This window comes from Streptomyces sp. NPDC005141 (genome assembly GCF_053599975.1).
Genome location: NZ_JBSFYW010000024.1, coordinates 50,569 through 63,585, shown reverse-complemented (window position 1 = coordinate 63,585; position 13,017 = coordinate 50,569). Strand labels below are relative to the sequence as shown.

Genomic DNA, 13,017 nt, shown 5'->3' with positions numbered 1-13,017 from the left:
CCGATCGCTGGGCGTTCCCTTCTCGTAGAACCTGTTCTATCTTGACGCACCGTCAGATCAGGCGTCCTGTCTGGTCGGTGGTCCGGCGCGTGTGCGGGAGGACGGGATCGTGGACTTCACCTTCACCGAGGAGCAGCAGGCGGCGGTCGAGGCGGCGAAGGCGGTGTTCGCCGGGGTCTCCCCGGACGCGGTGCCCAGTCCCGCGCTCACCGCGGGCGCCGTCGCCGAGGACTTCGACCGGGCCCTGTGGGCGAGGCTCGCCGACACGGACCTGCTGAGCCTGCTGCTCGACGAGGAGGCCGGCGGGGCGGGCCTCGACGCGGTCGCGCTGTGCCTGGTACTGCGGGAGTCGGCGAAGGTGCTGGCGCGGGTGCCGTTGCTGGAGAGCAGCGCGGCGGCGGCCGCCGTGCGGCGATTCGGCGGCGAAGAGCTGAGGGCGCAGCTGCCGGCGCGGGCCGGCCGGGGCGAGCTCGTGCTGACCGTCGCCGCCAACGGCAGGACCGGTCACGACCCCGCCGAACTCGCTGTGACCGCGCGGCAGGACGGTGCCGCGTGGGTGCTCGACGGTGTGCAGACGGCGGTCCCCTGGGCCCACAACGCCGACTTCATCGTCGTACCGGCGCACACGGACGCCCACAGGACCGTCCTCGCCCTGGTTCCCCGCGACCACGAAGGGGCCGTGCTCGCCGAGCAGATCTCCACGACCGGTGAGCGGCTCGGTGAGCTGCGGCTGGAGTCCGCACGGATCGCCCCCCGCCATGTCATCGACGCGGAGGGGGCGTGGGAGTGGCTCCGCGAGCTGCTGGCCACCGGCACGTGTGCGTTGGCGCTCGGGCTCGGGGAGGCGGTGCTCCGGATGACGAGCGAGTACACGAGCAAGCGGGAGCAGTTCGGGTTCCCGGTCGCCACGTTCCAGGCGGTCGCCGTGCAGGCCGCCGACCGCTACATCGACCTGCGCGCGATGGAGGCGACGCTCTGGCAGGCCGCCTGGCGGATCGGCACGGGAGCCGGGGGTGCGCTTCCCGCCTGCGGTGACGTGGCCGTCGCCAAGATCTGGGCCTCCGAAGGGGTGCGCCGGGTCGTGCAGACCGCGCAGCATCTGCACGGAGGATTCGGCGCCGACACCGAGTACGCACTGCACCGGTACCACGCCTGGGCCAAGCACCTGGAACTGTCCCTCGGCCCGGCGGCGGCACACGAGGAGGCTCTGGGCGATCTGCTGGCGGCGCACTCACTGGGGTGAAGGAGCCCGATCGACCGCACGTGACGGGGCTCCGGCGGCCGGACCGCACCCGGGGGCCCGCTACAGGACGAAGCCGGCCTCACCCTTGTCGTTCACGACGGGGCGGCCCATGGCCTCCCAGGTGTGCATGCCGCCTTCGACGTTCACGGCGTCGATGCCCTGCTGGACCAGGTATTGCGTGACCTGGGCCGAGCGGCCACCGGAGCGGCAGATGACGTTGACCCGGCCGTCCTGCGGGGCCGCCTCGGTCAGCTCGCCGTAGCGGGCGACGAATTCGCTCATGGGGATGTGCAGCGCCCCCTGGGCATGACCTGCCTCCCACTCGTCGTCCTCCCGGACGTCCAGCACGAAGTCGTCGACCGCGAGATTGCCGACCTCGACCGTGGGCACACCAGCTCCGAAACTCATGCCTCCGACGCTACCCGACCGCGTAGGCGAGGAAGCTCAGGGAGCCTGGGCGTTCAGCTCCGCCAGCTCGGTCTCGCGCTCGCCGACCTGCGTCAGCAGCTGTTCGGCGATCTCCTCCAGGAGGCGGTCCGGGTCCTCCGGAGCCAGATTGAGCATGGCACCGATGGCGCTCTGCTCCAGTTCGCGGGCGGCGAGGGTGAGCATCTCCTTGCGCTGGGCGAGCCATTCGAGGCGGGCGTAGAGCTCCTCGCTGCGGCTCGGCTTCCACTCCTCGGGCGCGGGGCCGGCGGCCCACTCCTCGGCCAGCTCCCGCAGCAACGGTTCGTCGCCCCGGGCGTACGCGGCGTTCACGCGGGCGATGAACTCGTCGCGCCGCTTACGCTCGCCCTCGTCCTGCGCCAGGTCGGGGTGGGCTTTGCGGACCAGCTCGCGGAACAGCTTGCGGGCCTCCTCGCTGGGGCGCACCCGCTGCGGGGGCCGCACGGGCTGGTCCGTGAGCATCGCCACCGCCTCGGGGAACAGGCCCTCCGAGTCCATCCAGCCGTGGAACAGCTCTTCGACACCGGGCATGGGCATGACCCGAGCTCGCGCCTCGTGCGCCTTGCGTATGTCCTCCGCGTCGCCGGAGCGCGCGGCACGTGCCTCGGCGATCTCGGCGTCCAGCTCGTCGAGACGGGAGTACATGGGACCGAGCTTCTGGTGGTGAAGCCGGGAGAAGTTCTCGACCTCGACCCGGAAGGTCTCGACGGCGATCTCGAACTCGATCAACGCCTGCTCGGCAGCCCGCACGGCCCGCTCGAGCCGCGCCTCGGGCCGGGCAGCCTCGGCCTGAGCCTCGCCCTGCCCCTCGGACCGGGCCTCGCTCTGTCCCTCGGCCTGAGCCTCGCCGTCGGCCTCGGTGTGGACCTCGGTGTGGACCTCGCTCGCAGCGAGATTTTCGGCACCGGAGGTGACCTCCGCGCCCTCCGTGTCCGTGATGCCGCCGTCGTCGCCGAGGGAGGCTTGGGGCGTCTCGCCCTCCGGGGCACCGGAGGGTTCCCGGCCCCCCTCGGTGGTGGGCTCGGACTGACTCTGATCGGCTTCCGGGGTCGTCACCCGACCAGCGTAGGCCACACTCCCCCGCGGCTCACTGCCTTCCCCACCTCTACAGCCACCTGACCGGCCACAACGACCTCATTGACCCCAACCGCCCCGACCACCCGGAACAGCCCGGGAGGAGACGACCGGAACGAGCGGCCGGAGAGACCACCGGGACGAGGAGCCGGAGGAGGCCACCGGGCCCGATGGACCGCCCCTGCCGGAGGGGCGGCCCGGGTACTCCCCCTGTCACACCCCCGCTTCAGAAGCGATCCGCCCGCTGCGGACCGCCGCCACCAGGGCCGCGTGGTCCGCTTCCGTGCGGTCCGCGTAGGCGACGGCGAAGGTGGCGATGGCCTCGTCCAGCTCCTCCCTCTTGCCGCAGTAGCCGGAGATGAGGCGCGGGTCGGCGCTGTGGCTGTGGGCACGGGCCAGAAGCGCGCCGGTCATACGGCCGTAGTCGTCGATGTGGTCGGCCGCCAGGGCGGCGGGGTCGACGCTGCCCTTGCGGTTGCGGAACTGGCGCACCTGGTACGGGAGACCGTCGACCGAGGTCCAGCCGAGGAGGATGTCGCTGACGACCTGCATGCGCTTCTGTCCGAGCACGACACGGCGGCCCTCGTGAGCCACCTCGGGCATCTGGTGGCCGGCGGTCGCGAGGTGCGGGAGCAGCGCCGAGGCGCGGGCCTCCTTGACCTGGAGGACGAGGGCTTCGCCGCGATGGTCCAGGAGCAGCACGACGTACGAGCGGGTGCCGACGCTGCCGGTGCCGACGACCCGGAAGGCGACGTCGTGCACCGCGTAGCGGGCGAGCAGGGGGAGACGGTCCTCGGAGAGCGTCGTCAGATAGTGCTCCAGGGACGCCGCCACCGCGGCCGCCTCCTCGTCGGGAACCCGGCGCAGCACGGGCGGCGCGTCCACGAACCGCCTGCCACCGCCCTCCACCGCCTCGGTCGACTTGGCGGCGAACCGCCCGCTGGTGTTGCCCCGCGCCTTCTCGGAGACGCGCTCCAGCGTGCCGAGCAGATCGTGGGCGTCGGTGTGCGAGACCAACTCCTCGTCGGCGATGGCGTTCCACGCGTCCACCACCGGCAGCTTGGCCAGCAGGCGCATGGTGCGGCGGTACGCGCCCACGGTGTCGTGCGCGGCGGCCCGACAGGTGTCCTCGTCCGCTCCGGCCTCCCGGCCCGCGAGCACGAGCGAGGTGACGAGGCGCTTGAGGTCCCACTCCCAGGGGCCGTACACCGTCTCGTCGAAGTCGTTCAGATCGATGACCAGGCCGCCGCGGGCGTCTCCGTACAGACCGAAGTTCGCCGCGTGCGCGTCACCGCAGATCTGGGCGCTGATGCCGGTCATGGGGGTGCGGGCGAGGTCGTACGCCATCAGGCCCGCGGAACCGCGCAGGAACGCGAAGGGCGTGGCCGCCATCCTGCCGACCCTTATCGGGGTGAGCTCGGCGAGCCTGCCCCGGTTGGACTCCTCGACCGCGGTCACGGCGTCCGGCCGGTCGGCGTCCACCATCAGCTCGGCGTGCGCTTCGCGCGGCACGCGCCCGCGCAGGGCCTTCCCCTGCTCCTTGGGAGAGCCCTTCACCGGCCAGGCGGCGAACCCCGGAACAGTGAACCCCCGGGCCCCGAACGCCTCAGCGGCCGACCCGCTCTCGGACGAAGACCGCGCCTCGGACTCCGCCCCGGACTCGGCCCCGCGCCGCCGACCGCCGATGTCCCGCAGTGCCTTCTCGGCCTGCTCCAGGGGACTGGCCTGCCCGGCCTGCCCGTTCGACGCCGCCCGGTGCTCCGCGCCCGCCGTACCCGCTGTACCGATCTCGGCCATCACGACCGCCTCCCCCGCACACGAACATCAACTCGTGCTGACCGTACAGCCGGTCGGGAAAACGCGTCAGACCCTGTGGACAACTGCACCGGCACTCGGAGAGAAAGCCGCACGCGCGGCCGCGGACGAGGCGCGAAGAGGCTCCACCGGCGACACCGTGGCACGGCCCGCGGTGCCGTGCCACGAACGCCTGAGCGGAGTTCGCGCACGCCCCGTGCTACTTCCGCAGCTGTCCCGGGCACGGTCCGCTCTCCGGCAGATACGTCTCCGCCCAGGAACCCAGCTCCTTGAGCGCGGGTTCCAGCGCCGCGCCCGCCTCTGTCAGGCGGTACGAAACCCGCAGCGGGGGACCCTCGTTGACCTCGCGCACGACCAGCCCGGCCACGCCGAGTTCGGTGAGTCGGTCCGAAAGCATCCGCTCGCTGATGCCGGGGATCGCTCTGCGCAGATCGGCGAAGTGGACGGGGTGCTGCATCAGAACCGCGACGACGAGACCCGTCCAGCGCTTTCCGAGCAGCGTGAAGACACGGGTCATGCCGTCGTCGACCTTCTGACACGGCCCCGCGTCGTGGATTCCCCGTTCTGACATGAGCCCAGGGTACTGCGTCCCCACAAGGGGATGAAAAAAAGTAAGCAACTGTGTTATCTCTAGTTAGGAACGAAAGAGAAGCCCTCGGCAGGGTGACTCCCCCTTCGACAGCCCTGCCCTGGATCCGTTTCAGCAGCCCCACCCGGGCTCACCCTCGCGAGCCCCGCGAGGACGGACTCCGCCCAAGAGCCCGTACGAGCTCCGCCCACGGCCCTCCCCGGGCCCGGCACCCCACCCGATACATCCTGTTCGTCTGGAGATCCCCATGGCCACCCTCCTTCACATCGACTCGTCCGTCTTCTCCGGCGGTGCCTCCACTTCCCGAACCGTGGCGGACGCCTTCCGCACGGCCTGGGAGGAGCAGCACCCCGACGGCACCGTCGTCTACCGCGACCTCGCCGAGCACCCTGTGCCGCACATCACCGCCGACGCCCACACCGCCGGTTTCGCCGCCCCGGACACGCACAGCCCCGAGCAGGCGGAGGCCTTCGCCGCGCGCGTGAAGCTCATCGAGGAACTGGAGAGTGCGGACGCGGTCCTGATCGGCGCCCCCATGTACAACTTCGCCATCCCCTCGACCCTCAAGGCGTGGCTGGACAACGTCGTCCTCATCGGACGCACCGCCATGACCGAGGACTCGAAGGTCAAGGGCACCCCGGTCACCGTCGTCGCGAGCCGCGGCGGCTCGTACGCGCCGGGCACGCCCCGCGCGGGGCAGGAGTACGTGCAGAACTACCTGGAGGCCGTACTGCGCGACATGCTCGGCCTCGACGTCGACTTCATCGTCCCGGAGCTCACCATGGCCCCGCACAACCCGGCGATGAGCGAGCTGGTCCCGCTCTTCGAGGCGTCCCGCAGCAAGGCCCTCGACGACGCGGCCACCAAGGCCAAGGAGGTCGCGGAGCGCCTCGCCGCGTAACCACGACACCCGACCGCCGGTCGCTCCGCCCGCCGGAGCCGGCCACAGAGCCCCGCAGGGCCGGTCAACTCGCCCTGCGGGACTCTGCCGCCTGAGAGCATCGTCACACTTCAGCGTGACCGTGGGCCGCCCGTCACGCCCGCACTCCCCGTCGCGCGACAGGGCGCGGGATCGCGCGACCACCCGGGAACGGCCCGGACCCGCCCGGACAACGTGAAAGCCCCTCAGATCGAAGACCTGAGGGGCTTTCAGCTGGTGCGCGAGGGGGGAGTTGAACCCCCACGCCCTTTCGGGCACTGGAACCTGAATCCAGCGCGTCTGCCTATTCCGCCACCCGCGCATTGGGTGTGTCGTCCGTCTCCCACCGAGTGGTGCGAGCGCCTGCCGACATCCAGAAGATTAGCACGCTGTCAGGGGTGGAATCACATCCGTTTCCTCCGCCCCCGGCACCCGGCATTCCCCGTCCCCGCACCCTGCATCCCAGGCCCGCGCCCTTGCCCTGCCCGGCCTCCCGACCCGCTCGGCCCCGGCCTCCGGGCCGGCCCTCTCCCTCACGGCACCCCCGCGCGCATCACACGTCTCAGACAGAACCGGTTCACGTATCAACCTCGTACCGGTCCTGCGCATCTCCCCATGAGCCGGACGGGCCGCACAGTCAGGTGCGGGACACTGGTCGCGGGGCGCCTCTACGATCCTTGGCAGGAGTAGTGCCGGGAAGAGTTCGAAGAGGTACCTCTCAGGGAACGTGCGGAGGGACCTCGGAAGGGCGTCGACAACCCGTCGACCGGGCCGACAGGGGGAACCAGCCGATTTCCCGACGCGTGGATACGATCAGTAAGCAGTACCAGCAAGGCCAGCAGGATCAGGTAGGCGACAGCAAGCTGTACCAGGACGGCTACGCAGGAGGAGGTGCCCCATGGGAGTCCTGAAGAAGTTCGAGCAACGTCTAGAAGGTCTGGTCAACGGCACCTTCGCCAAGGTGTTCAAGTCCGAGGTCCAGCCCGTGGAGATCGCCGGCGCGCTGCAGCGCGAGTGCGACAACAACGCCACGATCTGGAACCGCGACCGGACCGTCGTCCCCAACGACTTCATCGTCGAGCTGAGCACGCCGGACTTCGAGCGCCTCAGCCCCTACTCCGGCCAGCTCGGCGACGAGCTCGCGGGCATGGTCCGCGACTACGCCAAGCAGCAGCGCTACACCTTCATGGGCCCCATCAAGGTCCATCTGGAGAAGGCGGACGACCTCGACACCGGTCTGTACCGGGTGCGCAGCCGTACGCTCGCCTCCTCCAGCAACCAGCAGTCCCCCGAGCGCGCCCCCGCGGGCCCCGCCCCGGCGGCTCCGCGCGGCGCCCAGGGCGGCTACGGCTACCCGCCCTCGGCCGCTCCGCCCATGCCGTCCGCGCCGCCGCCCGGCGGCCGTCCGGGTGCCGCACCCATCGGTGCCCGGCCCCCGGCAGGCCCGGCGGCGGGCGGCCGTATGCGGCACTGGGTCGAGATCAATGGCGCACGCCATCAGATCTCCCGCCCGACGCTGGTGATGGGCCGCAGCACCGAAGCCGACGTGCGGATCGACGACCCCGGCGTATCGCGCCGGCACTGTGAGATTCGGACCGGAACGCCCTCGACGATCCAGGATCTCGGGTCCACCAACGGCATCGTGGTGGACGGGCAGCACACCACCCGCGCTACGCTCCGCGACGGCTCGCGGATCGTCGTGGGCAGCACCACCATCATTTACCGGCAAGCCGAAGGGTGAAGCGGGGGCAATGTCAGAGCTGACCCTCACGGTCATGCGGCTGGGTTTCCTGGCCGTACTGTGGCTGTTCGTGATCGTGGCCGTGCAGGTCATCCGCAGCGACCTGTTCGGAACGCGCGTCACACAGCGCGGCTCCCGCAGGGAGGCCGCGAGGCCTCAGCAGGCCGCGCGGCAGGCCGCCGCGCCTCCGCAGCAGCGCCAGCAGCAGCAACCGCCAAGCGGCGGCGGCCGCCAGCGCCGCGGCGCCCCGTCCAAGCTGGTCGTCTCGGAGGGCACCCTCACGGGGACGACCGTCGCGCTCCAGGGGCAGACCATCACCCTGGGCCGCGCGCACGACAGCACCATCGTGCTGGACGACGACTACGCGTCCAGCAGGCATGCCAGGATCTACCCGGACCGGGACGGCCAGTGGATCGTCGAGGACCTCGGCTCCACCAATGGCACGTATCTCGACCGGAGCCGACTGACGACTCCCACGCCCGTTCCGCTGGGCGCGCCGATCCGCATCGGCAAGACCGTCATCGAGCTGCGGAAGTAGTACGACAATGAGCGAGCGGAGCGAGCACGCAGCGGCGGTCCACACGACGGACCCCGGCGCGCTCCCGACCGGAGGGTGGGCACCGTGCGGATGTACCCGGAGCCGACGGGCGAGGTGCGCATGAGTCTGTCACTGCGCTTCGCCGCCGGATCGCACAAAGGCATGATCCGCGAGGGCAACGAGGACTCGGGCTACGCCGGTCCTCGCCTGCTCGCGATCGCCGACGGGATGGGCGGGCAGGCCGCCGGTGAGGTCGCCAGCTCCGAGGTGATCTCCACCATCGTCGCCCTCGACGACGACGTACCCGGCTCCGACATCCTCACCTCGCTCGGCACCGCCGTGCAGCGTGCCAACGACCAGCTCCGGCTGATGGTCGAGGAGGACCCGCAGCTGGAGGGCATGGGCACCACGCTCACCGCCCTGCTGTGGACCGGCCAGCGCCTCGGCCTCGTCCACGTCGGCGACTCCCGCGCCTATCTGCTGCGGGACGGCGTCCTGACACAGATCACGCAGGACCACACCTGGGTGCAGCGCCTCGTCGACGAGGGGCGCATCACCGAGGAGGAAGCCACCACCCACCCGCAGCGCTCCCTGCTGATGCGCGCGCTGGGCAGCGGCGACCACGTCGAGCCCGACCTCTCGATCCGCGAAGTCCGCGCCGGCGACCGCTACTTGATCTGCTCCGACGGCCTCAGCGGCGTCGTCTCCCATCAGACGATGGAAGACACCCTCGCCAGCTACCAGGGCCCGCAGGAGACCGTGCAGGAGCTCATCCAGCTCGCGCTGCGCGGCGGCGGCCCGGACAACATCACCGTCATCGTGGCCGACGTCCTCGACATCGACTCCGGGGACACCCTCGCCGCACAGCTCTCCGACACGCCTGTCGTGGTCGGCGCGGTCGCCGAGAACCAGCTCCAGCTCCACGACAACGGCGCCATGCAGACCCCTGCCGGCCGCGCCTCCGGTCTCGGCCGGCCCGTGCCCGGACAGGGCGGCGGCGGCGAGTTCGGCCCGCCCGGCAGCGGCGACACCACCGGCTATGTGTCCACGGGCGGCTTCGGCGACTACTCCGACGAGGACTTCGTCAAGCCGCGCACCGGGCGCAAGTGGCTGAAGAGATCCTTCTACATCGTCCTGACGCTCGCCGTCATCGGCGGCGGCCTGTACGGCGGCTACCGCTGGACGCAGACGCAGTACTACGTCGGCACCAAGGGCGAACACGTCGCGCTGTACCGCGGCATCAGCCAGGACCTCGCCTGGGTCTCGCTCTCGAAGGTGGAGAAGGATCACCCCGAGATCGAACTCAAGTACCTGCCGCCGTATCAGCAGAAGCAGGTCAAGGAGACGATCGCCGAAGGCGGCCTCTCCGACGCGAAGTCGAAGATCGACGAGCTCGCCGTGCAGGCCTCCGCGTGCAAGAAGGACGCCCAGCGCCGCGCCGCCGAGAGCGAGAACAACGCGAAGACCGGTGAGGGCGAGGCCGGCGGGACCACGGGAACCACAAAGACCTCCCTGACGTCCAAGGCCACGTCCACCCCGAGCCCGACCCCGTCGAACTCGGCACCTTCGTCCTCCAAGTCCACGACCGCACCTACTCCCACACCAGGCCCCAGCCTCTCCGACGAGGAGCAGAAGCTGGTCTCGCTGTGCGGTAAGCAGTAAGAAGCCGTGAGGGGCCCTGTCACACGATGAGCAGTAGTACGAACACGCCGACGCACCACACGTCCACGATCGGGTCGATCGGCGCACCCAGCCGACGCAATACCGAACTGGCCTTGCTGGTGTTCGCCGTCGTCATCCCGGTCTTCGCCTACGCCAACGTGGGCCTGGCCATCGACGACAAGGTGCCCACCGGCCTGCTGAGCTACGGCCTGGGCCTCGGCCTGCTGGCCGGCGTCGCCCATCTCGTCGTACGCAAGTTCGCACCGTACGCGGACCCGCTGCTGCTGCCACTGGCCACGCTCCTCAACGGGCTCGGCCTGGTGGTCATCTGGCGGCTCGACCAGTCCAAGCTGCTCCAGTCGATCAACCAGGCGGGCAACGCGGCACCGCGCCAGCTGCTGTACACCGCGCTGGCCATCGGCCTGTTCGTCATCGTGCTGATCTTCCTGAAGGACCACCGCGTCCTGCAGCGCTACACCTACATCTCCATGGTCGGCGCCCTGGTCCTGCTGCTACTGCCGCTGGTCCCGGGCCTCGGCGCCAACCTCTACGGCGCCAAGATCTGGATCTCGGTCGCCGGGTTCTCCATCCAGCCCGGTGAGTTCGCGAAGATCGTCCTCGCGATCTTCTTCGCCGGCTACCTGATGGTGAAGCGCGACGCGCTCGCCCTGGCCAGCCGCCGCTTCATGGGCCTGTACCTGCCGCGCGGCCGCGACCTCGGCCCGATCATCGTCGTCTGGGCGATCTCGATCCTCATCCTGGTCTTCGAGACCGACCTCGGTACGTCGCTGCTGTTCTTCGGAATGTTCGTCATCATGCTGTACGTCGCCACCGAGCGGACCAGCTGGATCGTCTTCGGTCTGCTGATGTCCGCGGTCGGCGCCGTCGGTGTCGCGAGCTTCGAACCGCACATCCAGACGCGTGTGCAGGCCTGGCTCGACCCCATGCGCGAGTACAAGCTGAGCCAGTCGGGCGCCCCCGGAGTCCACTCCGAACAGGCCATGCAGGCACTGTGGGCCTTCGGCTCCGGCGGCACCCTCGGCACCGGTCTCGGCCAGGGCCACTCCGAACTCATCCGGTTCGCCGCCAACTCCGACTTCATCCTCGCCACGTTCGGCGAGGAACTGGGCCTGGCGGGCATCATGGCGATCCTGCTGATCTACGGCCTGATCGTCGAGCGCGGCATCCGCACCGCCCTCGCCGCCCGCGACCCGTTCGGCAAGCTCCTCGCCGTCGGCCTGTCCGGCGCCTTCGGACTCCAGGTCTTCGTGGTCGCCGGCGGCGTCATGGGCCTGATCCCGCTGACCGGTATGACCATGCCGTTCCTGGCATCCGGCGGTTCCTCCGTCATCGCCAACTGGGCCCTCATCGGCATCCTGATCCGCATCAGCGACACCGCCCGTCGCCCGGCACCCGCCCCCGCCTCCAGCCCCGACGCCGAGATGACCCAGGTGGTCCGCCCGTGAACAAGCCCCTGCGCCGGATCGCGATCTTCTGCGGGCTGCTCGTCCTCGCCCTGCTCATCCGCGACAACTGGCTCCAGTACGTCCAGGCGGACGAGCTGCGGACCGACACGTCCAACCGCCGCGTGAACATCGAGCGGTACGCCACCCCGCGCGGCGACATCATCGTGGACGGCAACCCGATCACCGGGTACGTGAAGTCCAAGACGGGCGACTACGTCTACAAGCGCACGTACAAGGACGGCGCGATGTGGGCGCCCGTCACCGGTTACGCCTCACAGGCCTTCGGTGCCAACCAGCTCGAGAAGATCGACGACGGCATCCTCACCGGCAACGACGACCGGCTCTTCTTCCGCAACACGCTCGACATGATCACGGGCAAGACGAGGAAGGGCGGCAACGTCGTCACCACCCTCAGCAGCGCCGCGCAGAAGGCGGCCTTCGAGGGCCTCGGCGACAAGAAGGGCGCCGTCGCGGCGATCGACCCCAAGACGGGCGCGATCCTGGCGCTGGCCTCGACGCCGTCGTACGACCCGTCGACGTTCGCGGGCAACTCCACGACCACGGACGCCAAGGCCTGGAACAAGCTCCAGAAGAAGAACGACCCCGACGACCCGATGCTCAACCGGGCGCTGCGCGAGACCTACCCGCCGGGCTCCACCTTCAAGGTCGTCACGGCGGCCGCCGCCCTGGAGAACGGGCTCGTCCCCGACGCGGACTCCAAGACGGACTCTCCGGACCCGTGGATCATGCCCGGCACCACGACCAAGCTGCCCAACGAGGGCGACCTCCCCTGCAAGAACGCCACCCTGCGCGTCGCGCTCAGGGTCTCCTGCAACACGGTCTTCGGCAAGGTCGGCGCCGACCTCGGCAACGACAAGATGCTGGAAGAGGCCGAGAAGTTCGGCTTCGGCTCCGAGCAGTTCACGCCGATCCGCTCCAGCTCGTCCGTCTTCTCCGACGGCATGAACAAGTCGCAGACCGCGCTGTCCTCGATCGGCCAGTACAACACCGCCGCCACCCCGCTCCAGATGGCCATGGTCGCCTCCGCGGTCGCCAACGACGGCACCCTGATGAAGCCGTACATGGTCAGCGAGCTGAGCACGCACAACCTGGACGTCATCGAGCACACCGACCCGGAGAAGCTGAGCCAGCCGCTCTCCAAGGAGAACGCGCAAGTCCTCCAGTCGATGATGGAGACGGTGGTCAAGGACGGCACCGGCAAGCGGGCGCAGATCAACGAGCAGGGCGTCACCGTCGGTGGCAAGACGGGTACCGCCCAGCACGGCGTCGACAACAGCGAGAAGCCGTACGCGTGGTTCATCTCCTACGCGAAGCTCGCGGACGGCAGCTCGCCGGTCGCCATCGCCGTGGTCGTCGAGGACGGCAGCGCCAACCGCGGTGACATCTCCGGTGGCGGTCTCGCCGCCCCCATCGCAAGGGACGTGATGAAGGCAGTCATCGACAGTAAGAAGTGACCCCGCTCACGTCCCCCTCACATCGGTGCACGTTGCGATACCGGTCCT

General features: G+C 70.0%; 11 protein-coding genes and 1 tRNA gene. 7 read left to right on the top strand and 5 right to left on the bottom strand.

Annotated elements, in window-relative coordinates; all coding sequences use genetic code 11:
- Window positions 1-109 precede the first annotated feature (109 nt).
- Complete coding sequence (locus ACWD68_RS20475) at window positions 110-1,243, top strand: acyl-CoA dehydrogenase family protein (protein WP_451807831.1); 1,134 nt, start codon at window positions 110-112, stop codon at window positions 1,241-1,243.
- Window positions 1,244-1,303: 60 nt separating this feature from the next.
- Here ACWD68_RS20475 and ACWD68_RS20470 read toward each other — a convergent pair whose 3' ends face one another.
- From ACWD68_RS20470 to ACWD68_RS20455, 4 genes are all read right to left on the bottom strand, one after another.
- A complete protein-coding gene (locus tag ACWD68_RS20470; RefSeq protein WP_451807874.1) occupies window positions 1,304-1,633 on the bottom strand; it encodes a rhodanese-like domain-containing protein in 330 nt (109 codons plus the stop codon).
- A gap of 54 nt (window positions 1,634-1,687) precedes the next feature.
- Window positions 1,688-2,746 carry a hypothetical protein gene (locus ACWD68_RS20465; RefSeq protein WP_451807830.1) on the bottom strand — a complete coding sequence of 353 codons (1,059 nt, stop codon included), beginning with the start codon at window positions 2,744-2,746 and terminating at the stop codon, window positions 1,688-1,690.
- A gap of 231 nt (window positions 2,747-2,977) precedes the next feature.
- Complete coding sequence (locus tag ACWD68_RS20460) at window positions 2,978-4,561, bottom strand: DUF2252 domain-containing protein (RefSeq protein ID WP_451807829.1); 1,584 nt, start codon at window positions 4,559-4,561, stop codon at window positions 2,978-2,980.
- A 217-nt stretch (window positions 4,562-4,778) separates the two neighbouring features.
- On the bottom strand, window positions 4,779-5,150 hold the full coding sequence (locus ACWD68_RS20455; protein WP_451807828.1) for a winged helix-turn-helix transcriptional regulator: 372 nt from the start codon (window positions 5,148-5,150) through the stop codon (window positions 4,779-4,781).
- A gap of 265 nt (window positions 5,151-5,415) precedes the next feature.
- Here ACWD68_RS20455 and ACWD68_RS20450 point away from each other — a divergent pair, with 265 nt between their 5' ends.
- Window positions 5,416-6,069, top strand: a complete 654-nt coding sequence (locus ACWD68_RS20450) for an FMN-dependent NADH-azoreductase (protein ID WP_451807827.1) — start codon at window positions 5,416-5,418, stop codon at window positions 6,067-6,069.
- Window positions 6,070-6,322: 253 nt separating this feature from the next.
- Here the strand turns inward: ACWD68_RS20450 and ACWD68_RS20445 are convergent.
- Window positions 6,323-6,409 (bottom strand) — tRNA-Leu (locus ACWD68_RS20445).
- A 576-nt stretch (window positions 6,410-6,985) separates the two neighbouring features.
- Between ACWD68_RS20445 and ACWD68_RS20440 the strand changes: the two genes are divergently transcribed.
- From ACWD68_RS20440 to ACWD68_RS20420, 5 genes are all read left to right on the top strand, one after another.
- Complete coding sequence (locus tag ACWD68_RS20440; protein WP_451807826.1) at window positions 6,986-7,828, top strand: FhaA domain-containing protein; 843 nt, start codon at window positions 6,986-6,988, stop codon at window positions 7,826-7,828.
- A 10-nt stretch (window positions 7,829-7,838) separates the two neighbouring features.
- Window positions 7,839-8,366, top strand: coding sequence for an FHA domain-containing protein FhaB/FipA (locus ACWD68_RS20435; protein WP_451807825.1), 528 nt, complete (start codon window positions 7,839-7,841; stop codon window positions 8,364-8,366).
- A gap of 120 nt (window positions 8,367-8,486) precedes the next feature.
- Entirely contained in the window at window positions 8,487-10,028 is a 1,542-nt protein-coding gene (locus tag ACWD68_RS20430; RefSeq protein WP_451807824.1) for a Stp1/IreP family PP2C-type Ser/Thr phosphatase, read from the top strand.
- 26 nt (window positions 10,029-10,054) lie between these two features.
- A complete protein-coding gene (locus ACWD68_RS20425) occupies window positions 10,055-11,494 on the top strand; it encodes an FtsW/RodA/SpoVE family cell cycle protein (protein ID WP_451807823.1) in 1,440 nt (479 codons plus the stop codon).
- The gene (locus tag ACWD68_RS20420) at window positions 11,491-12,969 is read left to right on the top strand and encodes a peptidoglycan D,D-transpeptidase FtsI family protein (RefSeq protein ID WP_451807822.1); all 1,479 of its coding nucleotides are present in this window, start codon (window positions 11,491-11,493) and stop codon (window positions 12,967-12,969) included. Before ACWD68_RS20425 ends, ACWD68_RS20420 begins: the two co-directional genes overlap by 4 nt.
- Window positions 12,970-13,017 lie beyond the last annotated feature (48 nt).

Bases quoted from the DNA above. Each gene is read 5' to 3' on its own strand.
- ACWD68_RS20430 (WP_451807824.1), top strand. From the start codon at position 8,487: ATGAGTCTGTCACTGCGCTTCGCCGCCGGATCGCACAAAGGCATGATC.
- ACWD68_RS20425 (WP_451807823.1), top strand. From the start codon at position 10,055: ATGAGCAGTAGTACGAACACGCCGACGCACCACACGTCCACGATCGGG.
- ACWD68_RS20455 (WP_451807828.1), bottom strand. From the start codon at position 5,150: ATGTCAGAACGGGGAATCCACGACGCGGGGCCGTGTCAGAAGGTCGAC.
- ACWD68_RS20440 (WP_451807826.1), top strand. From the start codon at position 6,986: ATGGGAGTCCTGAAGAAGTTCGAGCAACGTCTAGAAGGTCTGGTCAAC.
- ACWD68_RS20435 (WP_451807825.1), top strand. From the start codon at position 7,839: ATGTCAGAGCTGACCCTCACGGTCATGCGGCTGGGTTTCCTGGCCGTA.
- ACWD68_RS20460 (WP_451807829.1), bottom strand. From the start codon at position 4,561: ATGGCCGAGATCGGTACAGCGGGTACGGCGGGCGCGGAGCACCGGGCG.
- ACWD68_RS20450 (WP_451807827.1), top strand. From the start codon at position 5,416: ATGGCCACCCTCCTTCACATCGACTCGTCCGTCTTCTCCGGCGGTGCC.